At 63.7% G+C, this 26,039-nt stretch carries 23 protein-coding genes; 10 read left to right on the top strand and 13 right to left on the bottom strand.

Annotation, left to right across the window (positions count from 1 at the left end; all coding sequences use genetic code 11):
* Window positions 1-2 precede the first annotated feature (2 nt).
* The 4 genes from AIOL_RS02010 to AIOL_RS01995 form a co-directional block, all read right to left on the bottom strand.
* Window positions 3-737, bottom strand: coding sequence for an ATP-binding cassette domain-containing protein (locus AIOL_RS02010; RefSeq protein ID WP_082152378.1), 735 nt, complete (start codon window positions 735-737; stop codon window positions 3-5).
* A 93-nt stretch (window positions 738-830) separates the two neighbouring features.
* Window positions 831-1,868, bottom strand: a complete 1,038-nt coding sequence (locus tag AIOL_RS02005; RefSeq protein ID WP_049641346.1) for a substrate-binding domain-containing protein — start codon at window positions 1,866-1,868, stop codon at window positions 831-833.
* A gap of 28 nt (window positions 1,869-1,896) precedes the next feature.
* Window positions 1,897-2,919, bottom strand: a complete 1,023-nt coding sequence (locus AIOL_RS02000; protein ID WP_049641345.1) for an ABC transporter permease — start codon at window positions 2,917-2,919, stop codon at window positions 1,897-1,899.
* Window positions 2,906-4,435, bottom strand: a complete 1,530-nt coding sequence (locus tag AIOL_RS01995) for a sugar ABC transporter ATP-binding protein (RefSeq protein ID WP_049641344.1) — start codon at window positions 4,433-4,435, stop codon at window positions 2,906-2,908. Before AIOL_RS01995 ends, AIOL_RS02000 begins: the two co-directional genes overlap by 14 nt.
* Before the next feature lie 117 nt (window positions 4,436-4,552).
* On the opposite strand from AIOL_RS01995, the gene AIOL_RS01990 reads away from it, so the two are divergent.
* Window positions 4,553-5,587, top strand: coding sequence for a LacI family DNA-binding transcriptional regulator (locus tag AIOL_RS01990; RefSeq protein WP_049641343.1), 1,035 nt, complete (start codon window positions 4,553-4,555; stop codon window positions 5,585-5,587).
* 47 nt (window positions 5,588-5,634) lie between these two features.
* On the opposite strand, the gene AIOL_RS01985 is transcribed toward AIOL_RS01990, so the two are convergent.
* The 6 genes from AIOL_RS01985 to AIOL_RS01960 form a co-directional block, all read right to left on the bottom strand.
* A complete protein-coding gene (locus tag AIOL_RS01985; RefSeq protein WP_082152377.1) occupies window positions 5,635-7,698 on the bottom strand; it encodes an ABC transporter permease in 2,064 nt (687 codons plus the stop codon).
* A gap of 2 nt (window positions 7,699-7,700) precedes the next feature.
* Complete coding sequence (locus tag AIOL_RS01980; protein WP_235438831.1) at window positions 7,701-8,684, bottom strand: quaternary amine ABC transporter ATP-binding protein; 984 nt, start codon at window positions 8,682-8,684, stop codon at window positions 7,701-7,703.
* Window positions 8,685-8,774: 90 nt separating this feature from the next.
* The gene (locus AIOL_RS01975; RefSeq protein WP_049641341.1) at window positions 8,775-9,725 is read right to left on the bottom strand and encodes an ABC transporter substrate-binding protein; all 951 of its coding nucleotides are present in this window, start codon (window positions 9,723-9,725) and stop codon (window positions 8,775-8,777) included.
* 396 nt (window positions 9,726-10,121) lie between these two features.
* Window positions 10,122-10,919, bottom strand: a complete 798-nt coding sequence (locus AIOL_RS01970; RefSeq protein WP_049641340.1) for a metal ABC transporter permease — start codon at window positions 10,917-10,919, stop codon at window positions 10,122-10,124.
* Window positions 10,919-11,689: an ATP-binding cassette domain-containing protein gene (locus AIOL_RS01965; protein WP_049641339.1), complete on the bottom strand. Its 771-nt coding sequence runs from the start codon at window positions 11,687-11,689 to the stop codon at window positions 10,919-10,921. Before AIOL_RS01965 ends, AIOL_RS01970 begins: the two co-directional genes overlap by 1 nt.
* A complete protein-coding gene (locus AIOL_RS01960) occupies window positions 11,686-12,186 on the bottom strand; it encodes a Fur family transcriptional regulator (protein WP_082152376.1) in 501 nt (166 codons plus the stop codon). Before AIOL_RS01960 ends, AIOL_RS01965 begins: the two co-directional genes overlap by 4 nt.
* A gap of 76 nt (window positions 12,187-12,262) precedes the next feature.
* Here AIOL_RS01960 and AIOL_RS01955 point away from each other — a divergent pair, with 76 nt between their 5' ends.
* From AIOL_RS01955 to AIOL_RS01945, 3 genes are all read left to right on the top strand, one after another.
* Window positions 12,263-13,546 (top strand): zinc ABC transporter substrate-binding protein, encoded by a 1,284-nt coding sequence (locus tag AIOL_RS01955; RefSeq protein ID WP_049641337.1) that lies wholly within the window; start codon window positions 12,263-12,265, stop codon window positions 13,544-13,546.
* Between the two features lie 169 nt (window positions 13,547-13,715).
* Window positions 13,716-14,084, top strand: a complete 369-nt coding sequence (locus tag AIOL_RS01950) for a cupin domain-containing protein (protein WP_200898717.1) — start codon at window positions 13,716-13,718, stop codon at window positions 14,082-14,084.
* The gene (locus AIOL_RS01945; RefSeq protein ID WP_152912312.1) at window positions 14,077-15,480 is read left to right on the top strand and encodes an aminotransferase; all 1,404 of its coding nucleotides are present in this window, start codon (window positions 14,077-14,079) and stop codon (window positions 15,478-15,480) included. Before AIOL_RS01950 ends, AIOL_RS01945 begins: the two co-directional genes overlap by 8 nt.
* Here the strand turns inward: AIOL_RS01945 and AIOL_RS01940 are convergent.
* The 3 genes from AIOL_RS01940 to AIOL_RS01930 are packed head-to-tail and all read right to left on the bottom strand — an operon-like array spanning window position 15,477 to window position 18,150.
* Window positions 15,477-16,724 carry a flavin monoamine oxidase family protein gene (locus AIOL_RS01940; RefSeq protein ID WP_049641336.1) on the bottom strand — a complete coding sequence of 416 codons (1,248 nt, stop codon included), beginning with the start codon at window positions 16,722-16,724 and terminating at the stop codon, window positions 15,477-15,479. The genes AIOL_RS01945 and AIOL_RS01940 overlap by 4 nt on opposite strands.
* Window positions 16,721-16,960 (bottom strand): hypothetical protein, encoded by a 240-nt coding sequence (locus AIOL_RS01935; RefSeq protein WP_049641335.1) that lies wholly within the window; start codon window positions 16,958-16,960, stop codon window positions 16,721-16,723. The genes AIOL_RS01940 and AIOL_RS01935 overlap by 4 nt, the downstream gene beginning before the upstream one ends.
* Window positions 16,957-18,150, bottom strand: a complete 1,194-nt coding sequence (locus AIOL_RS01930; RefSeq protein ID WP_049641334.1) for an aromatic ring-hydroxylating oxygenase subunit alpha — start codon at window positions 18,148-18,150, stop codon at window positions 16,957-16,959. Before AIOL_RS01930 ends, AIOL_RS01935 begins: the two co-directional genes overlap by 4 nt.
* A gap of 421 nt (window positions 18,151-18,571) precedes the next feature.
* Here AIOL_RS01930 and AIOL_RS01925 point away from each other — a divergent pair, with 421 nt between their 5' ends.
* The 6 genes from AIOL_RS01925 to AIOL_RS01900 all read left to right on the top strand — a co-directional run bounded on the left by AIOL_RS01925 (window position 18,572) and on the right by AIOL_RS01900 (window position 25,955).
* Window positions 18,572-19,684: an extracellular solute-binding protein gene (locus tag AIOL_RS01925; protein ID WP_049641333.1), complete on the top strand. Its 1,113-nt coding sequence runs from the start codon at window positions 18,572-18,574 to the stop codon at window positions 19,682-19,684.
* A 78-nt stretch (window positions 19,685-19,762) separates the two neighbouring features.
* Window positions 19,763-20,905 (top strand): ABC transporter ATP-binding protein, encoded by a 1,143-nt coding sequence (locus AIOL_RS01920; protein ID WP_049641332.1) that lies wholly within the window; start codon window positions 19,763-19,765, stop codon window positions 20,903-20,905.
* Entirely contained in the window at window positions 20,902-21,852 is a 951-nt protein-coding gene (locus AIOL_RS01915) for an ABC transporter permease subunit (protein ID WP_049641331.1), read from the top strand. The genes AIOL_RS01920 and AIOL_RS01915 overlap by 4 nt, the downstream gene beginning before the upstream one ends.
* Entirely contained in the window at window positions 21,852-22,697 is an 846-nt protein-coding gene (locus tag AIOL_RS01910) for an ABC transporter permease subunit (RefSeq protein WP_049641330.1), read from the top strand. The genes AIOL_RS01915 and AIOL_RS01910 overlap by 1 nt, the downstream gene beginning before the upstream one ends.
* A complete protein-coding gene (locus tag AIOL_RS01905; protein ID WP_049641329.1) occupies window positions 22,694-24,754 on the top strand; it encodes an oxidoreductase in 2,061 nt (686 codons plus the stop codon). Before AIOL_RS01910 ends, AIOL_RS01905 begins: the two co-directional genes overlap by 4 nt.
* Before the next feature lie 37 nt (window positions 24,755-24,791).
* Entirely contained in the window at window positions 24,792-25,955 is a 1,164-nt protein-coding gene (locus AIOL_RS01900; protein ID WP_049641328.1) for an MFS transporter, read from the top strand.
* Window positions 25,956-26,039 lie beyond the last annotated feature (84 nt).

The following is a 26,039-nucleotide window of genomic DNA, read 5'->3' as shown; positions in this document are numbered from 1 at the left end:
TCCTATGCGGCCTCCTCTGCGCCGACGATCATTCCCAGCACGTCCTGGGTGCTGCATTCGGCGGTTTTCACGACGCCCACGCATTTGCCGCGGCGCTGAACGTGGATGCGGTCCGAGACCTCAAAGACGTCATCCAGCGAGTGGCTGATCAAGATCACGGCAAGGCCCTGAGCTTTCAGCGTTTTGATCAGCTTGAGGGTGCGCGCGGTTTCCTGCGGCCCAAGCGCCGCCGTCGGCTCGTCCATCACCAGCACGCGCAGCCCCTCGTGATAGACCGCACGGGCGATGGCCACGGCCTGGCGCTGCCCGCCAGAGAGGCTCTCGGTCGGCGCGTCCAGCGATTTGAGCTGCACGCCCAGACGCTCCATCAGCACGCGCTCGGTCTCGGCGCGCATGCGTTTGTTGTCGAGCACGGGCATGCCCAGCACGTTGCGGGTCAGCTCGTTGCCCAGGAACATATTCGCCGCCGGGTCCAGGTGGTCCGCAAGCGCCAGCGTCTGGTACACCGCGTCGATGCCGCGCTGCGTGGCCTCGGCATGGTTCGAGACCGCCAAGGGCTGTCCGTCGAGCATCATCACGCCATCGGTGGGCTGGTAAACCCCGGTGAGGATCTTGATCAGCGTGGACTTACCCGCGCCGTTGTCGCCGACGATGGCCAAGACCTCGCCCGCATAGGCGTCCAGGTCCACATCCGACAACGCGGTGACCCCGCCAAAGCGTTTGGTAATGCCGCGCATTTCGACTAGAGGCGAGCCTGACATCGGTCTCTCCATTCAAGTTCAGGTTTAGAAGACGGCGTCCCGGCGAACCGGGCCACCACCCCGGGAGAATTACTTGCCCCAGATTGCCGCATAGGCGGCGCGGTAGGGCGTGTCCGGGTCAAACTGGTTGCCGCTGATCTTGGCGAGCCCCTCCTGGGTCACCAGCGCGGGCGAGGTGACATAGCCCGAGCAAGCCTCGCCCTGGATCGCGCGGTTCATCTCGTCCACCAACTGCCAGCCTTGCAGGTTCAGCGGCTCAGCCACCGTGATCGTCTGGTAGTTCTCGGTGCGGATGCGCTGGAACGCGGCCTCGGAGCCATCGCCCGCCGAGCCCGCCTTGGGGCCGACCTCGGTCGAGATGCCGGACGAGGCCAACGCCGGGCCCATGAAATCAAAGTAAAGGTCGTTAATCGCCAGCGCATGCGTCCAGCTGTCGCCGTATTTCTGCAAGAGGCTGATCGTCAACGGCCCCATACGCGTGGAGGTGTCGGCGATTGGCGTGTCGACATATTCCAGCACCGTGCCGCCCATCGCCTCGATAGTCTCTTTGATGCGGTCAGCCTTGTCGATGGCGATCTGATAGGTCGAGTCGGTAAAGATGATCGCGCCCATTCCGTCGCCGCCATCCTTGATGGCCCATTCCGCGGCAACCTCGGACACGGTCATCGCGTCGGTCGAGACATTGGCAAAGATCCCGCCCGGCGCGTCGCAGCCGATCTTGGGCCCGGAATGCCAGGCCACCATGGGGATGCCTGCCGCAGCCACGCCTTCCAGCGCCGCCTGCTGCTCGACCGCGTCAAAGCCGTTGATGATGATGCCGTCCGGTTGCAGCGCCAGCGCCTGGCCGATGGCCGCGGTGCGGCCCTGGATCGAGCCTGCGCCGTCCAGCACGCGCACCTGCCAGCCGATCACGCCCGCGGCTTCCTCGATGCCGGATGTGACGCCCAGGATGCCGCCGTTCTTGAGGTCTCCCGCCAGCACCGCGATGGATTTGCCTTGCGCTGCCGCGGGGCCCTCGGTCGGTCCGTCCCAGGGCGTCTCGGCAAGCACCGATGTGGCCAGGACCGTGCCGGCCAGCAACCCGGCCATGAAAATGCGTTTGCGCATATGATTATCCTCCCTTTGCAAATGTGTTTCAGCGTCTGGCGGCACCCTTACGACGCTGCGCGTATCCTGCGATGCCGATGGCGATCAGCAGGGTTACCCCATTAAAAAGCGGCTCGACCCAAAAGGAGCCGCCGAATTGTTGAATGCCCGAGATGCCCACGGCCAGGATTGCCACGCCGACGACGGTGCCCCAGACGTTCACCCGCCCCGGCTTGATCGTGGTGGAGCCCAGGAAGGCGCCGACCAGCGCGGGCAGCAGGAACTCTAGGCCGACGCTGGCCTGCCCGATCCGCAGCTTGGACGCCAGGATGATCCCCGCAAGCGCCGTCATCGTGCCCGAGGCCACGAAGGCGCCGATCACGTATTTGCGGGTGGGGATACCATTCAGGGCCGCCGCGCGCTGGTTAGCGCCAATCGCATAAAGGTACCGCCCCACCGGGGTGTATTCGAGCACCACCCACATCACCACCGTGATGAACAACAGGTAGTAGCCGGTGATCGGCAACCCGAAGACAAAGGTGGTGGAAATGTCGTAGAACCCCTCGGGCAGCACGCCCACCATCTGCCGCCCTCCGGTGTGCCAAAGCGCCAGCGCATAAAGCACCGTGCCGGTGCCCAGCGTGGCGATGAAGCTGTCGATCTTGGCGACTTCCACCAGCAGGCCATTCAGGAACCCGGTGAAGGCGCCCAGCATGAGCACCGCCATCACCGCCACCGGCCAGGGCAGGCCCAGTATCGTCTGGCTGGAGATCGCAAGGATGTGCCACAGCACGATGCCATAGCCCACCGTCAGGTCGATCCGCCCCGCGGCCATCGGGATCATCGCGCCCAGGGACAACAGCGCGATGATCGCCTTGTCCGAGATGATGGCCCGCATGTTCAGCATCGTCGGGAAGGTGTTCGGCAAGAGCACCGAGAAGAGCCCGATCAAGAGCACCATCAGGATCACCAGGCCGTAAACCGGCAGGAACCGCATTAGCCGCGCCGAAAAGCTGAGGGTCTTTAGCTCGGCCTTTGTGGGCTCAAGCGCGCTGCTCTCAAGCGATTGCATGGTGGTCTTCCTTTGGATGCGTGATGTTCGAGGCCGAGGCCGCCTGGATCAGGTTCTCTGTTGAAAGCCGGGTGCCAGTGATCTCGTCGACGATCTGGCCCTGGCTAAAGACGATGGCGCGGTGGCAGAGCGTGGCGATTTCTTCAAAATCGGTTGAGACCACCAGGATGCCGACCCCATCCGCCAATGCGCGGTTCAAGAGCGCATAGATCTCTGCCTTTGCCCCCACATCGACGCCGGCAGTCGGATCCTCGCAGACCAACAGCTTGCGGTTGGTTGCCAGCCATCGCCCCAGCACGACCTTCTGCTGGTTGCCGCCGGACAGTGCTTCGATGGCGAGGCTCGGATCATTCGGCGAAAGCCCAAGGTCAGAGCCGATCTTGGCGGCCTGCGATGCCTCGCGGGATAAAGACAGAAGGTTGAGCAGACTGCGCCCGACGCCCGCAGGATTTAGGAACGTGTTCTCGCGGATCGTAAGGCTCATGGCGACGGATTCTTCGGTCCTGTCCTTCGCCACCAGACCGATCCCTGCGCGCATCGCCGCCTGAGGAGAGCTCAGATCAGGCACCTCGCCGTTCAGGTCCACGCTGCCAGCGTAGGGCTCGACGCCAAAGAGTGCTCGGGAAAGCGCTTCGTGCCCGGCGCCGCGCAGTCCAACGAGGCCCACGATCTCGCCATCGCGCAATGTGATGTCCACCGGGCTGACATCTCCGGCTGCGAAGTTCCGCAAGCTGAGGATAGGAGCGCCCGGAACATCCGACGACTTCAGCGTCTCGCGCGTCTTCCGGCCCACAATCTTTTGCACCAGTTCCTCAGGCGTGGTGTGTTCGATGCTGCGCACGCCTACCAGCGTTCCGTCGCGCAGCACGGCGACCCGGTCCGCGATGCGAAAAATCTCGTCCAGCCGGTGGCTGACATAAATCATGCCAACGCCACTGTCGCGCAACGGGCGCAGCGCCGAGAACAGCCGCTCGACCTCGTCGGCGGGCAAGGATGCGGTCGGCTCGTCCAGCACCAGGAATTCGCTATCGACGGCCAGCGCGCGGGCAATCGCGACCAGGGATTTCTCGGTCCGCGTAAGATCCTCGACACGGGTGGAGGGATCAAAGTCGCATTCCACGCGCGCCAAAGCCTGCGCCGCAAAATCGTCCACCGCGCCCCATTGGATGAGGCCGCCGCTGCGCTTGTAGCCAAGCGCCAGGGCGATGTTCTCGGCCACGGTCATCCATTCAATGAGGCCAAGGTCTTGGTGAATAAAGGCGACCTTCTGGCGTTCGCCAAATCCGGCGGGCTTGTGCTGGTAGGGGGCGCCGTCGATCAGCACCTGGCCCGCATCCGGTTGGTGGATGCCGCCCAGCACCTTGATGAGGGTGGACTTGCCCGCGCCGTTTTCGCCTAGAAGCGCGACGATCTCGCCACGCCCGACCGCCAGCGAGACATCCCTGACGGCGTAGGTGCCACCGAAATGCTTGTCGATGCGGTCAAAGAACAGCCCCTTGTGCTGGCGTTGCGGCATTGGTCCTCCCTTGTCACGGGGGCGCAAACTGCGTAGCGTTACCCGTAACGTAACTCATGATGGATCAAAGCGCGGCGCTGTCAAGGCAAAACGTTACCGGTAACGTAAGTCGGCGAAATGTCAGAAAAATCAAGTAAAAACAGCAAGGTAAGCCTGGCCGAGGTGGCAAGAGCGGCGGGCGTGTCCAAAATGACGGCCAGCCGGGTGCTGCGCGGCGAGGGCGGCTATTCAGAAAAAACCCGCGACTTGGTCATGCAGAAGATCGACCTGCTGGGCTACGTTCCGAATCGGCTGGCGACGGTTTTCGCAGGCGATCAGACCTCGACATTTGTGGGCGTCTCCATCCCCGATTTGGGCAACGAGGTGTTCGCCCAGGTGCTCGAGGGGATCGACCGAAAGCTGAGATCCTTTGGCTACCAGACGGTGCTGGGCCTGACGCAGCACACGATCCAAGAGGAAGAGGCCTGGATCGAGACGGTCCTGTCCTGGCAGCCCGCGGGGCTGATCCTGACGGGGCGCTCCCATTCGCCGCGCGCGCTAGAGATGCTGCGCAATGCTGGGATCCCAATTGTTGAGATCTGGGATCTGAACTCTAGTCCGCTGGATATCAGCGTGGGCGTGAACCACTATGATTGCGGTTTCGAGATGGGGCGCTATCTGGTGGGGCTCGGCTATCGCTCTTTGGGCTATGTCGGGACCAGCCATGACACGGCGAATGCGGCGACGGCGCGTCTGGAAGGCTTCACAAAGGCGATCACGGATGGCGGCGGCAGCGTCGCGCGGCAGTTCTGCCTGCATGACACCGCCAGCTACTACCCGGGGTTCTACGGCACCGAGCAGCTGCTGGCCTCTGGCGCCGCGGTCGATTGCATCTACTATCAGAACGACGCCATGGCCTTTGGCGGGCTGCAATACTGCGAGAAGCTGGGCCTTTCGGTGCCCGCAGATATTGGCGTTGCGGGCTGGGGCGATATGCCGATTGCGTCGGTGCTGCAGCAGCGCCTGACATCGCTGCATGTCTCGCATCTCAAGCTGGGGCAGGCGGCGGCCGAGGCGATGGTCGCGCGCATATCTGGCGAGCCGCACCCGACGGCGCGGGACACCGGCTTTCACTTGGTGCCGGGTTCGACGACCCGACAGATCATCGGCTGAGACTGTCGAGCACTCTTTGCCAACCTGAGTACAATGGTCGGAGCGCTTTAAAGGCCAAGCGCTTTGCGGCGTTCCTCTGCGAACCCTTGCACCAACCGATCCGCCACCAGCGCCAGCATCGCCATCGCTGCCCCGGCGGTGATACCAAGGCCAACATCGGCGCTGCCCAAGGCCAGAAAGATCGACTGGCCCAGCCCGGTCGTGCCAATCAACGCCGCGATTACGAGCATTGCGAAGGCATAAAGGATCGTCTGGTTTAGACCCAACAGGATCGTGGGGACCGCGTAGGGCGCACGCACCTCCACCATGGTCTGCCAGGCCGTTGCGCCGGATGTGGTTGCCGCATCCAGCAGCTCTGGCGGCGTGGAGGTCAGCCCATGCTGGGTGTAGCGGATCATCGGCACGATCGCGTAGGCACAAATCGCCAGAAATGCCGAGAACTCACCGATCTGAAAGAACATCAGAACCGGGATCAAAAAGACGAATAGTGGAATCGTCTGCAGCATGTCGCAGATCGGCCGAACGACGCGCCACGCCATGGGGCTGACGGCGCAAAGCAATCCAATCGCCCCGCCCAGGACGGCGCAGGCAAGCACTGACACACCTGACAGGTACACAGACAGCAACGCCCGCTCCCACAGCCCGGAGATCAAGATCAGCGCCAGTAAAACCACCACGAGGATCGACAGCTTACGCCCACCCGACATCCATCCCAAAACGCCAGTCCCGATCAGCAAGAATGGCCAGGGCAGCTGCGCAATCCCGGTTTCCAGCACGATCGCCAGCACCATCAGTAATGCGCCCGCCAATGCGCGCCCTGACCATGCCAGAACGCCTCCTAGCACGGCAGCGGCAATGTAGAACCAAACGCTCATCGCGGCTGTCCACTGCATCCCCCAGGTGAACGGCAGCACGGCGTCGTCAAACCCTATCCGCAATGGCAGCAGCACAAAAAACACAACGTTGTTCTTCAAAGAGTCCAACGCCGCCCCGTTTTGAGCCGTAAAGTTCCCAAGCCCTGTGTCCACGCGCTCTGCGATGCCGTTGAAGGCACCGAAGGATCCGGGGTCCGGCAATGCGCGCAGGAAGATCAGCGACGCAACAGCGAAGGCCAAAATGATCGCCAGTGAAATCCGCCAATCCCGCCGGTTCCGCTCCAGCGCCATTGTGGCGCTCATCCGGTCGATGACAATCGCGAAGACCACGACAACAAGACCAGCCAGCAAGCTTTGGCCGAACTGAGCCTTGCGCATCGTCAGCAAGACCTCCCATCCGATATCATTAAACCCGCCAATCACGGCGGCGATGATCACCATCGACAGCGCTGCCATCAGGCATTGGTTGACGCCGACCATGATTTGTTTGGCCGCCGCCGGGATCTCAACCAAAAACAATTGCTGCAAGCGATTGCCCCCCGACATCACGGCGGCCTCGCGAATTTCTGTGTCCACGCGTTCTAGCCCAAGCAGAACATTCCGCGCCATTGGCGGCGCCGCGTAGATGGCGGACGCGATCAGCCCAACGACCGGGCCGAAGCCAAACAGCAGCAGCAAAGGCGTCAGATAGGCAAACGTGGGCACCGTCTGCATGACGTCTAGAACCGCCTGGATGGGCCCCTTGAGGGCCCTGTACTCAAAAGCCGCAATCCCGATGGCCATGCCAACAAAAAGCGCCAAGGGGACGGAAACGGCCACCAGCGCAAGCGTGTTCATGCTCTCGGTCCAATAGCCCGAGGCCACCACAAGAGCGAAACCGATAAAGCCAAGCGCCGCAAGCCGCAGCCCATTGATGTACCAGCCAAGCGCCACAACAACTCCGATCACAATCGGCCATGGCGTTAGGGTCAAAGCGGAGTTGGTCCAATACATCGGATAGGCCAACGCAGCTGAAAACGCGCGCGCAACCGGCTTTATGACGTTCAGGATGTACTCAAGCGCGGCGCCGATCCAATCCGAGGCCGGAATTGTTAACGAGGCGGGCCAGGCGGTGATCCATGGCGCAAAGGGTTCGATTGCAACGCATATGAGCCCGACGGCGGCGACGAATAGCCCGGCCAGCGTCGTTATCCCAAGCCCGCCAATCTTCCGGCTTTGCTCCACGGTCATTTCCATCTTCAGCTGTCCGCCTGCAACGATGCTTTGGCCAGATCACTGGGGTAGACCGACCCGACCAGGTCGCCTTTCTCGTCGCGCACTGGGACCGCTTCGTATAGCGACATGCAAGACGCCAGGGCGGATTCCAGCGTCATATCGGTGCGCAAGCCGGGATCATCTGTCGCGGGGGTCTCAGCCAACCCGGTCGATTGCATCACGGATGCCACCCTTGCATGCCGACCGGTTGCGACGTCTTTTGAGAATTCCGCCACGTAGTCGTTGACCGGGTTCAATACGATATCAGCCGGCGTGCCAATCTGCACGATCGCCCCGTCCTTCATGATCGCGATCCGGTCGGCCAGCTTCAGCGCCTCGGTGATGTCGTGGGTGATGAACACAATGGATTTCTTCAGGGTCTTCTGAATGTTCAGAAACTCATCCTGGAGCTGCCGACGGATCAGCGGATCCAAGGCAGAGAACGGCTCGTCCAGGAACCAGATGTCGGGGTTGACCGCCAAAGAGCGCGCAATGCCGACACGTTGCTTCTGCCCGCCTGACAATTCGCGCGGATAGGCGTCCTCGCGCCCTTCAAGCCCAACCAGCTTGATCACCTCAATGGCGCGCGCCAGACGCTCGGCCTTTCCTTGCCCCTGCATTTTCAAGGGAAAGCCCACATTCTGCGCAACCGTCATATGCGGGAACAGACCAAAGTGCTGGAACACCATGCCCAGCTTGCCGCGGCGCAGCTCGGTCATGCGTTTCTTGCTGGCCGAGGCGATGTTCTCGCCGTCGATCAGGATCTCGCCGCCGGTGCATTCCAGCAGGCGGGAGATACAGCGGATCAGCGTCGATTTGCCAGAGCCAGACAGGCCCATGATGACGAATAATTCGCCCTCGGCGACATCAAAACTGGCGTTCTGAACCGCGGGGATCAGTCTTGCTTCTTTCAGCTTTTGAGCGGCTTGTGCGGCATCGCCATCGCAGGAGGAAAGCCAATGGGACAACGCGCTCTCTGCGTTGTCCCCAAAGACTTGCCAGACCCCCTTGCACGAGATCGCGCTTGGGGGTCGGGCCGTTTCTGTGTCGGGTGTCACTTACTGAATCGCCGCGTCTACAACCGGCTTCCAGGTTGCCTCGTTGGCAGCCATCCAGGCCGCAACAACCTCTTCAACCGAGCCGCCATCGACGTCGACAGCACCCATCATCGGCTGTTGGTCGGTCACCGAAAGCTGGTAGTTCGTCAGGATTTCATACGCCGCCGGCCACTTGTCGGCCATTCCCGACCATCCCGCTTTGAAGATCCGCGAAGCCGCGAAGTCGCAGTCATGGGTTGCGTTCGGGTTTGTGCCCCATGCCGGGTCGTTAAAGCATTCCTCGTTACCGACGGGAAGCTCCACGAACTGCACGTCATAGGCAGACATCGCCCAATGCGGCTGCCAGAAGGTGATCAGCAACGGCGACTTTTTCTCGGTCGAGGCGCGCAATTCGGTGATCAGGGCACCTTCAGATCCGGCCGGCACCGCCTTGAATGGCAGGTCCAGACCCTTCATCCGGTCCGCGCCCGGTGTGCCCCAATCCGCAGGGTAATCCACCAAGCGGCCCATCGGAATTGTTTCAGCCGAAGTAAAGGTTTGCGCACAATCCTTTAGCGCTTCCCAGGCTGGCAGTCCCGGGCACAAATCGGCCACATGCGCCGGATACGCGATGCCTTCTTTGGCGTCCAAGCCGAGATCGCCCAGCTCGACCACGCCGCCCGCATCGACCTTCTTGGCGTAATCTTCCGACACGTTGGAAGACCAGATCTCAAGGGCTGCGTGCAGTTCGCCATCCGCCATCGCCTGGTACATGTTCATGTAGCCCGCGGTCGTGTACTCGACTTTGTACCCGGCGGCTTCCAGCATCGATCCCGCGACATGCGTTGAAACATGCTGCCCGGTCCATTCGTTGATCGCCAGTTTGATGGGTTCGTCCACCGAGCCCAGATCGGCCGCATGGGCACCACCGGCCAGCAGACCGATTGCAGCGACTGTTGTTGTGAGTTTCATTTATTTCTCCCTTAAGAACGCCTATGATATTGCGAAGTTTACAAAATTATCCCGATGGCGAAAGCAAAAACGGTTTATTTACGCAAACTTGCGCGGGAGTTCTCGGGAACAAGTTTTCCAAAGTCATCCCGGCCGGTGTTATTTTCTCGTCTTCGCGCGGTGTATGCTCTTGGCGAGCCTGGCGTAAATCGTTGTCGAAACGGTGATGACCGCCGCCCCGAACCGAGGAACGATATTGCGCGCCGTGCGGAGCTTTTACCCGCTTTGGGGCGCGCGAGAAAGCGGGATCGCTGAACTAAGCTTTTGCTATTGAGACAGCATTCAGTCGACACGAATTCCTTCCCCCAAGATCTGAGGTGCCGAAATGCTGACCATTCGAGGCGCAAACAGATACGACTACCCAGAGCGCCCGCCCCGCCATCCGAACATGCCGAAGACCGCAAAGCACAGCGCCGCGACGCAAACGATCGAGGGTCCGGCGGGGGTGTCGAACACATAGGCCCCGCGCAGCCCGGCCACGGCCGAGAAGGCGCCGATCCCTGCCGCGATGACGGCCATCGCCTCTGGGGTGCGCGCAAGCCCGCGCGCGGCGGCCGCGGGGATGATTAGCATCGCCGCGATCAGCAGCACCCCGACAACCTTGATGGCCACGGCAACCGTGATCGCCAAAGAGAGCGTCAGGATAAGCTGCTCTCGCCGCGGGTTCAGCCCGCCGGAATAGGCCAGCTCCTCGCTGAGCGTGCTGGTGAGCAGCGACGACCAGCGCCACGCGATCAGCGCCACGACCAGCGCCGCGCCGCCCCAGATCACCACAAGATCCGTGCGCGATACCGCCAGGATATCCCCGAACAGATAGGCCATCAGGTCGATGCGTATGCCCGACAGGAACGACACCGCGACAAGCCCAAAGGCCAGCGACGAATGCGCCAGAACGCCAAGGATTGTGTCCATCGCGTAGCCGCGCCCGGAGATGGCAGTCACCACCATCGCCATCGCCAAAGCCACCGAAACTGTGCCCACGAAGATCGACATCTGGAACGCCAGCGAGATCGCGACGCCAAGGATCGCGGCATGGGCCGTCGCGTCGCCGAAATAGGCCATGCGGCGCCACACGACAAAGCAGCCCAGGGGCGCGGCGGCGAGCGCCACACCTATCCCCGCCAGTATTGCGCGCACCATAAAGTCGTCAAGCATCACTCTGCCGCCTCCGTGCGGCGCGCGCCGCCGTTATGCCCGTGATCATGATCGTCACCATCATGGTGATGGTGGTCGTGGTCATGCTGGTAAAGCGCCAGCGCGCCGCCGGTCCCGGTTCCAAACAGCGCGCGGTATTCGGGCGCCGAGGCCACCACAGCGGGCGTGCCGGCGCAGCAAATATGCCCATTCAAGCAGATCACGCGGTCAGAGGCGCTCATCACCACGTGCAGTTCGTGGCTGATCATCAGCACCGCACAGTTTGTGTCGCGCCGCACCGCTTCGATCTGGCGATAGAAAGAGGCCGAGCCCGGCTGGTCCAGGCCCTGCGTCGCCTCGTCCAGCAACAGCACGTCCGGGGCGTTGATAAGCGCACGCGCCAGCATCACGCGCTGAAACTGCCCGCCGGACAATTCCGACATTTGCCGCATTGCGATGTCAGGCACCCCGGCGGTCGCAAGTGCTTGGTCGCAGTCCTTGCGACCGGCAGGCCCCATGAGGCGCATGAACCGCTCGACGGTCATCGGCAGGGTCGGGTCAATATGCAGCTTTTGCGGCACATATCCGATGCGCAGGCCCGGGCGCTGCGTGATTCTACCCGCCGAGGGCTGTGCGGCGCCGATGATCGCCCGGAATAGGCTCGTCTTGCCCGAACCGTTGGGCCCGACGATGGTGACGATCTCGCCCGGCTCAACCGTCAAGTTGATATGGTTCAGCACGGTGTTCGCGCCGTAGCGAACGCTCAGGTTCTCGACAGCAATCAGGCTCATGCCGCGGACGCGCTCGTGCAATTAGCGCATATGCCCTCGACCTCGACCATGGTGCGCTCGACCTGAAACCCGGTCGCGCGCGCCGCGGCACCCAAGGCGCCCTGTCCCAGACTAATATGCGCCTCGTCCACCGCGCGGCACTTGCGGCATATCATGAACGCGGGCGAGTGGTTCTCGCCGGGATGCGCGCAGGCCACAAAGGCGCTTAGCCGCTCGATTTTATGGGCGAAACCGTGCTTTGTCAGGAAGTCCAGCGCGCGGTAGGCGATGGGCGGCTTGACCATCTCGTCTTCTTTCGAGCGCAAAAGGTCCAGGATCTCGTAGGCGCCAAGCGCGCGATGCTCGCGCAGCAAAAGCTCCAGCACGTTGCGGCGGCCCGGCGTCATTCGCAGGCCCTGCGCCTGGCACTGCGCCTCGGCCAAGTCCAGCGCTGCTTCCACGGCCCCCGGATGGTTCGAACCCGCGCCGCATCTCGAATGTGGATTTTTTTCGGGCATACCCGGCTCCGCACTTGTCTTGGTGCTTGTGGTTCGCTACCAGATCGAGATGTTATAACATCACATCGAGGAACGGATGTCCATTAAGCTTCTTCCCGCCACTATGACTGCCACTCTTTTAGGCAGCACCGCAATGGCGGATGTGCCCTCTGTAGCCGTTGATATCGCGCCGGTCCATTCCTTGGTCGCCCGCGTCATGCAGGGCGTGGGCGAGCCGGACCTGATAGTGCCCGCGGGCGCGTCGCCGCATGAGTTCAGCCTCCGGCCCTCACAAGCAGGTGCGCTGCAGGGCGCTGACCTGGTGTTCTGGATGGGCGAGGGGCTGACGCCCTGGATGGAGGACGCCCTGGAGACGCTGGCGGGAGACGCCGCCGTTACCACGCTGTTGGAGATCGACGAGACCAGCCTGCTGGAGTTCCGCGAGGGCGCGCTGTTTGAGGCGCATGATCATGACGATCACGGTGACGATGGGGATCATGACGGCCACGACGACCATGATGATCATGACGGCCACGACGATCACGATGATCATGACGGCCACGACGATCACGATGATCATGCCGAAGACGAGCATGACGACCATGATGATCATGCCGAAGACGAGCATCATGACCATGATGGCCATGCCGAAGACAAGCATGACGATCATGATGACCACGCCGAAGACAAGCATGGCGATCATGATGAAGACGAGCATGCTGAGGATGCGCATGGCGACGAAGATCACGCCGCCGGGGACCATCACGATGAGCATCACGAACACGATGATCAAGAAGCGCATGACGACCATGACGACCACGGGGACGACCACGACGACCACGGGGACGACCATGCAGGGCATGACCACGGCGCCCACGACCCGCATGCCTGGCTGTCGACCGGCAACGCCAGCGCCTGGCTGAACGTCATCGCGGCGCAGCTCTCTGCGGCGGACCCTGACAACGCGGGCGCCTATTTCGCCAATGCCGCAGCGGGACGCGCCGAAATTGAGGCCCTAGAGGGCGAGATCAACGCGATGCTGGACCCGGTGCGCGGCAAGTCCTTCGTCGTTTTCCATGACGCGTATCAGTATTTCGAGACCAGCTTTGATTTCCCGGCCTCCGGGGTAATCTCGCTCGGTGACGCGTCGGACCCAAGCCCTGCCCGGATCGCCGAGATCCAGGGGCGGGTGAAGGAAGAGGGCATCGACTGTGTCCTGGCGGAGCCGCAATACAATCCGGGCATGGTCGCGGTTGTTCTGGACGGCACGCAGGCCAAAACCGGCGTTCTGGACCCGCTGGGCTCGGACCTGGAGCCGGGTGCGGATATGTACCCGCAGCTTCTGCGCAACCTGGCAGGCGCGCTTTCGGGCTGCTTGTAAAACAACGCCGGGCGGGCCTGTCGCGTTTCGACTGGCCCGCCGGGTTGACTGCCGGAAAGCCCTTGGGCGCCGCGTCGCCAAGCGCTTTAGCAGATTGATAAGTTCTCTCGTTACACGCTAGGGTCCCCCTCATGGCCCGCCGGCCGAAACCAACCAGAGGGAGCGCAGCATGAAGCCAATCGAGCCGAATGAGCGCAGGGTCGCCAACATCCACGATGCCAGCGCGTATCAAGCGTTCGATCCCGAGGGCGTGAATGAGCAGGGCACGTCCATGCTCAAGCTCAACCCCGAAGGCGCCCGCGATGTGGGGTTCTACATCTACAAGATGGAGCCGGGGTCGCAATCCACGCCGCACCGCCATGGTGGCGCCGAGGAGTTCGTGATGATCGAGGGCGAGTTGATCGACAATGACGGCACGATCTACCGGCCCGGTGATGTGGTCTGGCTCGCCCCTGGGACCGAGCATACCTCGCATACCAAGACCGGCTGTCTGATTGCGGTCTACGCCGAGGCCGGGGAGGAGCTTCCGCATGGCTGAGGATGACGCAAGGCTGGTCTCGTCAGAGCTTGGGCATAACCAGGGGCTGCACGGTATTGCGGAAAGCGATCAGGCGCATCACCTGCGCCCGTGGGAGCATATGGGCTCGTTCCGCCAATCGGAACGCTTCGTGGTCACCCATGGCGACGGCATTTACCTCTATGACAGTTCCGGGCGGCGGCTGATCGACGGACCCGCAGGCATGTGGGCGGTGCAGATCGGCTATGGGCGCCAGGAGATGGCAGAGGCCATCGCGGCGCAGGTCATGGCGCTGCCCTATGCCTCGCCCTGGACCAGCACGACCGCGCCGTCGGCGCGGCTGGCCCAGAAACTGGCCGCGCTGGCGCCGGGGGATCTGAACACGGTGATGTTCACCACCGGCGGCTCGACGGCGGTGGATACCGCGCTGCGTACCGTGCACTTTCTGAACAACCGCCTGGGCCGCCCCGAGAAGAAGATCGTGATCGCACGCGAGAAGGGCTATCACGGCTCGACCTATCTCGCCGCCAGCGTCACCGGCAAAGAGCGTGACAAGAGCTGTTTCGATTTCGAAGACCGCCTGGTGCATTTCCTGCCGGATGTGAACCCGTATATCCGCTCAAAGGGCATGTCTGTGGCCGATTGGTGCGACGCCAAGGTCGCCGACCTAGAGCGCGCGATTGCCGAGGTCGGCGCCGACCGCATCGGGGCCTTCATCGCCGAGCCGATCCTGTGCTCTGGTGGCGTGATCATCCCGCCGGAGGGCTACCATCGCCGCACCTTGGAAATGTGCCGCCGCCACGATATCCTTTACATCTCGGACGAGGTCGTCACCGGCTTTGGCCGGGTCGGGCACTGGTTCGCGTCCCAAGACCTATTCGGGATCGAGCCGGATATCATCACCTGCGCCAAGGGGATCACCTCTGGCTACCTGCCGCTAGGCGCCTGCATCATCTCTGACCGGGTGATGGAGCGGATGACCGGCGCGGACCATGATGTCCTGTTTCCCAATGGCTACACCTACTCGGCCCATCCCGTGGCCTGTGCCGCGGCGCTCAAGAATATCGAGATCATTGAGCGTGAGGACCTCTTGGGTCATGTGCGCACGGTCGCGCCGCAGTTCCAAGAGCGGCTGTCGCGCCTGCAAGCCTCGCCAATCGTTGGGGACACGCGGGGGATGGGGATATTGGGCTGCATCGAAGGGCTCACCGGCGCGGGCCGCGACACGCCGCTAGAGGTGCAGCGCGCGATGGGGGCAGAGCTTGATAAGGCCTGCGAGGCCCGCGGTCTGATCGTGCGCCCTCTGATCAACATGTGCGTCTTCTCGCCAGCGCTGACGATCACGCCCGCGCAGATCGACGCCATGTTCGACATCATTGACGATGCGGTGGCAGAGGTCGCGGCGAAGTTCGCCTAAGCCCGGCTGGTCATCACGCGCTGCGCGGCCTCGATCCCGCTGAGATAGGCGCCATGAACGGTCGAATAGGCGTGCGGCATCGTGGCCTCGCCCGCAAAGAACAGCCGCTCGTCGACCGTCTTTGAAAGCGTCGCGCGGGCGTCCGCGCAGCCCGGTTTGGCATAGCTATAAGCGCCAAGGGTGTTGGCATTGCTGCGCCAGGCGGTCTCATGCGTGCGGCGTACATATTTGGTGACGTCATTGCCAAAGATCGCGCGCAGCGCCTGCAGGCAGAACTCGGTTGCCGAGCCGGGCCCCTCGGCCTCCAGCAGGTCGGCAAAACGCCCCGCCACAAAGCCAACCGCGAGGTTCGTGCCGTAGAATCCAAAGAGCAGCGTGCAAAAGCCGCCACCGCTGGTGCGGTAATCGGCCATCTGGCCCTCGTGGGCACCGCGCCAGGCCGGGTCGAACTCCAGCCCGACCTTGTTGAGCAGCCCGTTTGGCAGGTACTCCAGCGCGGCTTGCTTCCAGTCTGGCAGCTGCGGCGTGAACGTGATGGCGCCCGCGCGCAGCACACCGGTTGAGACCGTCAGGATAAGCCTGTTGGCCTCGACGGTGCCATCAGGTGTTACGGCGCGGACCTTTGGGCCGGTCGTGTCGATCTCGGTCACGGGGCAGTTCAGTCGCACCGGAACGTCGGCGAACAAGCCCGCGACAAAGCCGCCAAGCCCGCCCTCGACGAGCCAATCGCCGTTGCCATAGCTGTACCGCGCCACATCGTGCAGCGAGGTCGCCTCAGCGTCGCCACCCTCCATCTGCGCGACCCAGTGTTTCGCGGTGCTGCGCCAGGGCGAGGCGGGCAGGGCGTCCGCGACGGGCCGGTCTGGGCCACTTATTGGGCCCTCGGTAATATGCGCCCACATCTTGTCTTGATAGCGGCTGTAGTCCTTGACCTCGGCGCGGCTCAGCGCGCGGTCCTCCTCTGTCACCCAGTTCCAGTCCCAGGCCGTCTTGTGAAGCGTCGCGCCGCCTTGTTCGGCCAGTCGCGCCAGCGGATTGATATCCGCGTCATGCAGCCAAGAGCCGCCAATATCGAAGGGGATGTCAAACAGCGTGCTGTCCGCATAGCACCGCCCGCCGGTGCGCGCCGCCGCCTCGAGCACCAGGACCTCTTGTCCTGCGTCGCGCAAGGCTTTGGCCGCGGAAAGTCCCGCGGTGCCTGCGCCCACGATGATAACGTCCGGGTTGGCGGGGTATGCGGTCATTGCTGTTCCGGTGGAGCCAAGTTGTCTGGCACCTCAATGCCCTCGAACAAGGCCAAGTCAAATGGATTCTCGTCGTCCAGCCGGTAACAGCGGCGGTAGATCTCCAACAAAGCGTCCGAGAGCCGCCCCTGTCGGTTGAAATACATCGCGGCCGCATAGCGCCGCGCGCCGGAACCGGGCAGGCCAATGGGCGCGTGAAGCTCCGACTTTTGCCAATCGTCCTCGGCTTGGGTCATGGACCGCCGGCTGCCGCCATTTCCGCGTTCAGCGCGCGGACCTCGCCCTCCATTGGGGCGCTTTCGACGCCATAGATCGGCAGCAGCGCCCGAAGGTGGTCGTGATGGGTGCGCACGCCGTATTCCAGGTCTGACAGGTAGAACCCCTCGAACGCGTCCGTGGCCATCGACTCGTTGGACCAGATCGTAAGCTGGATGTCCTCCACCACGGTTTCGCGGTCAATGCGCGCCGCAAGGTATCGCGCCAGGCGCTGTTGCCGGTCCTCGTCGGGGTTGCGGTAGGTGGCCGAGCGGACGACGGATTTGTTCGTCGCCATGGGCAGCTCTTGGTAGAACAAAGAGGTCTCGGGCGTGACCGCGATGACCGTGTTGGGGAAGATGCCGTAGTAGATCCAGGCCCGGTGCAGAGGCTCGGGCAGATGCGCCTGCGGTTTTGAGATTTTCTTGTAGTTGCGCACCGCCCATCGCCGCCCGGCGGAGGGCGTGAACCGCCCCTCGGACCGGCTGATGCCGTCTATATAGGGCTCGTCGCTATAGGTGGAGCCGTAGAGGTCCTGCAAAGCGGGGTGGGCGATGGTCACATGGTAGCCCTCGTTGTCCACGTCGCGCACCGACTTCCAGTTCACCGGGACGTCCTGCGCCCAGAACCCATCCGTGGGCACATGCGCGTCCATCCGGTAGGCGGCGGCCTCTTGGTCAAAGGGGCCAAGCAGGTCGGCCACCGCGGGCTGGGGGCCGGGTTGGAAGCGCACGAAAACGAAGCCGTGCCAGATCTCGAACTCCAGCGGCTTTAGCGCGAATTCGTGCTTGTCCATGGGCGGGTAGCTTTCGGGCCGGGCCGCCCCCCGCAGGGTGCCATCCAGGTTGTAGACCCAGCCGTGGAAGGGGCAGATCAGGGCGCTGGGGCAATTGCCGCTTTCCTGCGCCACCAAGCGCGAGCCGCGATGGCGGCAGATGTTGTGATGCGCGCGGACCTGCCCCTCGCGGTCGCGCAGCACGATGGCGCGCTCGCCGCAGAGGTCGAAGGTCTGAAAATCGCCCACCTCGGGGATGTCCGAGACATGGCAGGCGATCTGCCAATGCGTCTTGAAGATCTCCGAGGTCTCAAGCTCGAACAGGGCGGCGCTGTGATAGGTCCAGCCCGGAAGACCGCGGCGGTCCCAATCCTTGGGGATGTGGATGTCTCTCATGGGCGCGGGCTCCTCGTACTGTCGCGCGGCCTGCGATGCGGGCGCGCGCTTATGATCGTATGGTATCCTTGGCGCGCTTCCAAGTCAGGGCGACGGCCGGGCCCTGACCACGAAAGCGACCGAAGGGGATCTGGGGCGCCGCGCCGTGCGGCTTTCGCTTGAGGATATCGGTGCGGGGCACAAGGCTCTCAATCAATCGGCGTCCCAGAGGTGCTTATGATGTGACCAGAGCAGACAGCGGCGCATCATCGCAAGCCCCTAAGGGAAAATTGTTGGCCGGGCTTTGCTTGACTTGGCCGATTTTGCCCGATTACGGTCTTGTGTGGGCGTGCATGACTTTTGCGGGTTGAAAGCAAGCCGATAAGATTGATTTGGGCCGGCCAGGTTCACGCTTGACGGTCACAACAGGGAGAAAACGGACATGAACTTCACCAACTTCTGGCTTGGTGTCACGGGGACCGTCGCGCTTAGCGTCGGCCTCTCGGGCGCGGCCAGCGCTCAGGACCGCGTGCTAAAGGTCACCAACTGGGCGGAATACATCGCCGAGGACACGATCGCGAATTTCGAGGCCGAGTACGGCATCAAGGTGATCTACGACAACTACGATTCCGTTGAGGCGATTGACGCCAAACTCTTGGCAGGCAACTCCGGCTATGACGTGGTCAGCCACGCCGCCTCGCAGACCGCGCGCCTGATCGCGGCGGGCGGCATCGTGCAGCCGCTCGACAAGTCGAAGCTGGACAATTTCAAGCATATGGATGAGGCCGTCCTGGGCCAGCTCTCGGCGAAATGGGACCCGGACAACGCCTATATCGTGCCGTTCATGTGGGGCACCCACGGGGTGACCTATAACGAGGCGCTGGTGCTGGAGACCTACCCGGACGCGCCAATCGGCTCGCTGGATCTGATCTTTGACCCCAAGCACATGAAAGAGATCGCCAAATGCGGCGTGTCCTTCCTGGACAGCCCGACGGACATGATCCCGATGGCGCTGGCCTATCTGGGCCTGCCGCCGGATTCCACCAACGCCGAGGACTATAACAAGGTCGCGGCGCTGCTGGCTGAGATCCGCCCCTATATCAAGACCTTCGACAACTACGCCTACCAGCGCATGCCGCAGAAAGAGTTCTGCGTCTCCACCACCTGGGGCCCGGACGGCCTTCTGGCGATGTCGGGTGCGGCCGAGGCCAACACCGGCGTGGTGCTGGACTTCTTCCTGCCCGAGGGTGACGGCGCCTCGAACTTCTGGGTGGATGGCTGGGCGATCCCCGCCGATGCCGAGAATGTCGAGGACGCGCATCTCTTCCTCAACTACATGATGCGGCCCGAGGTCGGCGCGGCGGACAGCAACTACACCTGGTACGCCACCGCGAACGCGACCGGCAAGGCCATGGTGGATGAAGAGGTGACCTCCAGCCCCGCCGCCTTCCCGACGCCGGACCAAGTGGCGCAGATGTACACGCTTAGCCCGCTGCCGCCCCGTGCGGAGCGCGTGCGCACCCGCACCTGGACCAACTTTAAGGCGGGCAACTGATCGCCCGTGTAAGAACTGGCGGCGGCGCAGGTTGCGCCGCTGCTGACCTTCCCATGACAGACTAGGTAGGGGTGCGACTTGGCCGGAGAACCTTCCGTGACCGAAGAGCCCTGGCTGGACCAGGCGAACAACACGCCCTTGGTCCAGATCAGGGGCGTTTCAAAGAAATTCGGCGACGTCACTGCGGTCGATAATGTCGACCTGGACATCTACCAGGGCGAACTTTTCTGCCTTCTCGGCGGGTCCGGCTGTGGCAAGACCACCCTGCTGCGCATGCTGGCGGGTTTCGAGTTCCCCAACTCCGGCAGCATCAGCATCGGCGGCCAGGACATGTCCACGGTTCCGGCCTATGAGCGCCCGACGAACATGATGTTCCAAAGCTACGCGCTGTTCCCGCATATGAGCGTCGAGCGCAACATCGCCTTTGGCCTGCAGCAGGACCGGATGCCCAAGGGCGAGATCGCCGACCGGGTGCATGAGATCCTAAAGCTGGTGGAGCTGCAGGACTTCAAGAAGCGCAAACCGCAGCAGCTCTCCGGCGGGCAGCGCCAGCGGGTGGCGCTCGCGCGGGCGCTGGTGAAAGAGCCGCGCCTGCTGCTGCTGGACGAACCCTTGGCGGCGCTGGACAAGAAGCTGCGCAAGCAGACCCAGTTCGAGCTGGCCAATATCCAAGAGCAGGTCGGCGTGACCTTTATCGTCGTCACGCATGACCAGGAAGAGGCGATGACCCTGTCAACGCGCATGGCGGTGATGGACGCCGGGCGCTTTCAGCAGATCGGCACGCCCACCGAGATCTACGAGTTCCCGCAGTCGCGCTTTGTGGCAGACTTCATCGGCTCGGCGAACATCCTCCAGGGCCGGGTGACCGAGGACAGCGCGGATCACGTGCGCGTCGATACCGAGCTGGGCGAGATCTATATCGACCACGGCCAGCAGGTCAGCACCGGCAGCCAGATCTGGGTCGGGCTGCGGCCCGAGAAGATCACCGTCAGCAAATCCGCGCCCGAAACGCCCGGCCCGAACCAATGCAAGGGCGTCGTGGACGATATCGGCTATCTGGGCGAGGTCTCGATCTACAAGATCCGGCTGGACAGCGGCACGATCATTGACGCCACCGCGCCGAACCGCATCCGCCCGATGAGCCGCACCCACGCGATCACCTGGGAAGACGAGGTGTACCTGTCCTGGGAGCCCTCCAGCCCGATGCTGTTGAACACATGACGGATATCGCGCCATCAGGATCGCGACCGCAACGGTCGCCGCTGGACCGCCTCTCGCACTGGTTCCAGACCAATTGGCGCAAGATCGTCATCGCGGTCCCGTTCTTCTGGCTGCTGCTGTTCTTCCTGGCGCCGTTCTTCATCGTCGCCAAGATCAGCCTGGCCGAGCTGCGCATCTCCAGCCCGCCCTTCACCGAGATGATCGAATGGACCGGCGACGGGGTGATGACCATCCGGCTGGTGTTCGACAACTTCATCTTCATCATGGAGGACAGCCTTTATGTGAACACCTACCTGAACTCGCTGAAGATCTCGGTCACCTCGACCTTGATCTGCCTGCTGTTCGGCTACCCGATTGCCTATGGGATCGTGCGCTCTGGCCCGGTGGCAAAGCCGGTGCTGTTGTTCCTGGTGATCCTGCCGTTCTGGACGTCGTTCCTGCTGCGGGTCTATGCCTGGATGGGGCTTTTGTCGGACCAGGGCACGATCAATAACCTTTTGATCTATATCGGGCTGATCGACGAGCCGATCCGCATGCTCTACACCGAGTTCGCGGTCTATATCGGCATCGTCTACACCTATTTGCCGTTCATGATCCTGCCGCTTTACGCCAACATGGAGCGCCTGGATATGAGCCTGAACGAGGCCGCGGCGGACCTGGGCTCGAAGCCCATGAACACGTTCTTTCGCGTCACGCTGCCGCTGACGATCCCGGGGATCGTGGCGGGCTCGTTGCTGGTCTTCATCCCGGCGACGGGGGAATACGTGATCCCAGACCTTCTGGGCGGCGGGAATGTGCAGATGATCGGGCGGGTGCTGTTCAACGAGTTCTCACTAAACACCGATTGGCCGGTGGCCTGCGCCGTGGCGGTCGTGCTGCTGTTCCTATTGGTGCTGCCGATCATCCTGTTCCAGTACTTCCAGGGCAAAGCGGCGGAGGCGCCATAATGCAGGGCACACGGTCCAGATTTCTTACGGTGATGATCACGCTGGGGATGGCGTTCTTCTACATCCCGATGATCCTGCTGGTGATCTATTCGTTCAACTACTCCCGCATCGTGCCGGTCTGGGGCGGCTGGTCGACGCGCTGGTACGAGGTCCTGTTCTTTGAAAGCCCAGAGGTCTGGGCGGCGGTGCGCCTGTCGCTCCAGATCGCCTTTGTGAACGCGACCTGCGCGGTGATCATCGGCACGCTGGCGGCGCTGGCGATGGTGCGGTTCGGGCGGTTCAGGGGGCGCACGCTGTTCGGCGGCATGCTGGTCGCGCCGCTGGTGATGCCCGAGGTGATCACCGGCATCTCGCTGCTGGTGCTGTTCATCACCCTGCAGCAGCTGGTGGGCTGGCCCGCCGAGCGTGGTTTCACCACGATCACCATCGCGCATATCACCTTCTCGCTGGCCTATGTCGCCATCACCGTGCAGGCGCGGCTGACGGGTATGGGCCAGGACCTGGAAGAGGCCGCCTCCGATCTGGGCGCCAAGCCCTTCAAGGTGCTGACGGCGATCACCATCCCGCGGCTGACGCCGGCGCTGGTCTCGGGCTGGCTCTTGGCCTTCACGCTGTCGCTGGACGACCTGGTGATCGCCAGCTTCGTCACCGGCCCCGGCGCGAACACCCTGCCGATCCTGATCTTCTCGCGCATCCGGCTGGGGCTGCGGCCCGACATCAACGCGCTGGCCACGATCATCATCCTTGTGGTCGCGGTCTGCGTCGCCATAGCCGCGCTGATCATGTACCGCCAGCACAAGCGCGACCTGCGCGACGAGCAGCTCGCAGAGCGGGGCGGCGGATGAGCGCCAGCCCGTTCGACATCCTGTTCGAACCCGTCCAAATCGGACCCGTTACCGCCAAGAACCGCTTTTACCAGGTCCCGCACTGCACCGGCAGCGGCGCGCTGCGCCCGCGCATCCAGGCGCATATGCGCGAGGTGAAGGCCGAGGGCGGTTGGGGCGTTGTGAACACCGAGTACTGCTCGGTCCACCCGTCGTCGGATGACCTGCCTTACGTCAGCGCCACGCTCTGGGACGATCGCGATATCAAGGCCCATGCCGAGATGACCGAGAAGGTGCACGCGCATGGTGCCCTGGCCGGGGTCGAGCTGATGCTGGGCGGCGCGCGGATGGCGAACCTGGACACTCGCGAGGTGCCGCTGAGCGCGGGCAACCTGCCCAACCTCGCGGGCAACCCGTTCCAGAGCCGGGCGATGGACCTGTCTGACATCCGCGACGCGCGCCGCTGGCACCGCGACGCGGCGCTGCGCGCCAAGACCGCGGGCTTCGATCTGGTCTATGTCTACGCCACGCATGGCTACCTGCTGTCGCAGTTCCTGTCCAAGACCACCAACCACCGCGGCGATGCCTATGGCGGGGCGCTGGAGAACCGGGTGCGCCTGCTGCGCGAGATCATCGAGGACACCAAGGACGCGGTGGGCGACACGATGGCGGTCGCCGTGCGCTTCTCGGCCGAGACCAATGGCGGCGGCGGGGCCGACGGCGCGCCCATCCCTGGCGAGACCGAGGACATGTTCGGCCTTTTGGCAGAGCTGCCCGACCTTTGGGACATCAATATCGAGGATTACTCCTACGAGATGGGGCTGTCGCGGTTCACGCCGGAGGCCGCGCTAGAGCCCTATGTCGCCGGGATCAAATCCCTGACCAGCAAGCCCGTGGTCTCGGTGGGGCGCTTCACATCGCCCGACACTATGGCCAGCCAGGTGAGGCGGGGCGTGCTGGATCTTATTGGCGCGGCGCGGCCCTCGATTGCCGACCCGTTCCTGCCCAATAAGATCCGCGAGGGGCGGCTGGAGGACATCCGCGAATGCATCGGCTGCAACATCTGCTACACCGGCGACGGCAAGGGCGTGCCGATCCGCTGCACGCAGAACCCGACGATGAGCGAGGAGTGGCGGCGCGGCTGGCATCCCGAGCGGATGAACGCGAAACGCTCTGACGACACGGTCTTGATCGTGGGGGCGGGCCCAACCGGGCTGGAGGCCGCGCATGCGCTGGGCAAGCGCGGCTATAACGTGATGCTGGCCGAGGCGACGCGCGTGCTGGGCGGGCGCGTCACCCAAGAGGCGCGGCTGCCCGGGCTGACCCAATGGGCGCGGGTGCGCGACTACCGCCTGCAGCAGATCGACAAGCTTCCCAACGTGGAGGTCTTCCGCGAGAGCGCGCTGACCGCCGAGCAGGTGTTCGAGATCGCCCCCGACCACGTGGCCATCGCCACCGGCGCCACCTGGCGGCGCGACGGATACGGGGCGAATGCCTTGGCAGGTATCGCGGGGCTCGGCCCCGCCGCGCCGATATTTACCCCCGATGACATCATGGCGGGCCGACTGCCGGAGGGGCGCGTGGTCGTCTATGACGATGATCACTATTACATGGGCACCGTGGTTGCAGAGCTTCTGCGCCTGAAGGGCTGCGCGGTCACGCTGATGACGCCAGAGGACTTGGTCTCGACCTGGGGCGCCTATACCTATGACCGATGGCGGGCCCAGGCGCGGCTGCTGGAGCTTGGCGTGCAGCTTTCGGTGGCGCGGTCGCTGCGGTCCTTTGACGGGGCGCGGGTGGTCTCGGGGTGCACCTATACGGGGCGCGAGACCGAGGTTGCGGCCGACGACCTGGTGCTGGTCACGGCCAGGCAGCCCAAGGACGCCCTCTACCGCCAGATCCTAGAGTACCCGCTCCATACCAGCGACGGCCCCCTAAAGAGCGTCGCCAAGATCGGGGATTGCGACGCGCCCGCGATCATTGCCGCCGCGGTCTTTGCCGGTCATCGGTATGCCCGCGCGTTAGAGGCGGATGTCGACCGCGACGCTCCGCTGAGGCATGACAGGGTGTATTCGTGACCCGCGCCGCGCTTGGCGCTAAGGCTCCGAGCACCGCATGAGCCAGCCGTCGTCACCCGCCGCCGCAGCCCGCGCGGGGATCATCGGGGCCATCGCCTGCGCCACTATATTCTCGCTGACCATAGGGCTGACCTATCCGCTGCTGTCCTTCGTGCTAGAGGCGGCGGGGCACGACAAAACCGCGATCGGATTGAACGCGGCGATGACGCCCATCGGCGTGCTGCTGGCCTCGCCCTTCTATCCCCGGCTGGTGCGGCGGGTGGGCGCCTGGCCGGTGGCGGTGGTGTGCCTGGCGGTCTCGGGCCTGGTGATCGCGCTGCTCGGCCTGACGCAATCCTTCGTGGCGATCATGGCGCTGCGGTTCTGCCTAGGCGTGGTCGATGTCGGGGTCTTCATCGTCTCGGAGACCTGGATCAATCAGCTGGCCAGCCCGCGGTCTCGGGGGCGCGTCATTGGGCTTTACGCGACCGCTCTGTCGGCGGGGTTCGGGCTGGGCCCGCTGATCCTGTCCTTCGCGGGGGTCGAGAGCTATTGGCCCTTTGCCATTGGGGCGGGGCTCTGCGGGGCGGCGATCCCGCTGGTGCTGGCGATCCGCCGCGACATGCCGAGCTTTGCCGAGGACAGCCCGACATCAAGCTGGGCGTTCTTGCGGCGCGCGCCGGTGCTCTTGGCGGCGGTGGCGGCGTTTGCGTTCTGGGATGCGGCGATCCTGGCGCTGTTCCCGGTCTACGGGCTGGAGAGCGGCCTGGGCGTTGGCTTTATCGCCATCGCGTTGTCGGTCTGCATCCTGGGCAACACCTTCCTTCAGATACCGCTTGGCTGGGCGTCGGACCGCACGTCCCGGCGCGGGATGATGATCTTGTGCGCCTGCCTCGGCGTGGCGGGGGCCCTGGCGCTGCCTGCGGTGGTCCATAGCCCGGCCTTGTTCCTGTCGGTGCTGTTCGTTTGGGGCGCCGTGGCGGGCGGGCTCTACACGATGGCGATGTCAGAGCTGGGGGATCGCTTCGAGGGCGGAGAGCTGGTGGCGGGCAACGCGGCCTTCGCCCTGGCCTTCGGCATTGGCGGCGTCGTGGGGGCGCCGGCGACGGGGGTGGCGATGGAGCTTGCGGGCACGTCCGGTTTCTCTCTCACGCTGGCGGCGCTGTTCCTGTTCATCGCGGTCTTCGCGTTCTGGCGCCAAAGGTCCCGGAGCGCGCCCTAGCGCGCCGAGCGCGCGGGGCGGGTGTTCAAAACCTTAACGCGCCGCGCGGCGCATCCGGTGCCGCGCCCGGAGAATCACCTCTTA

Origin of the sequence: Candidatus Rhodobacter oscarellae (assembly GCF_001078595.1) — a bacterium.
Classification (GTDB): domain Bacteria; phylum Pseudomonadota; class Alphaproteobacteria; order Rhodobacterales; family Rhodobacteraceae; genus Rhodobacter_B; species Rhodobacter_B oscarellae.
This window is presented reverse-complemented; position numbering and strand designations above follow the sequence as displayed.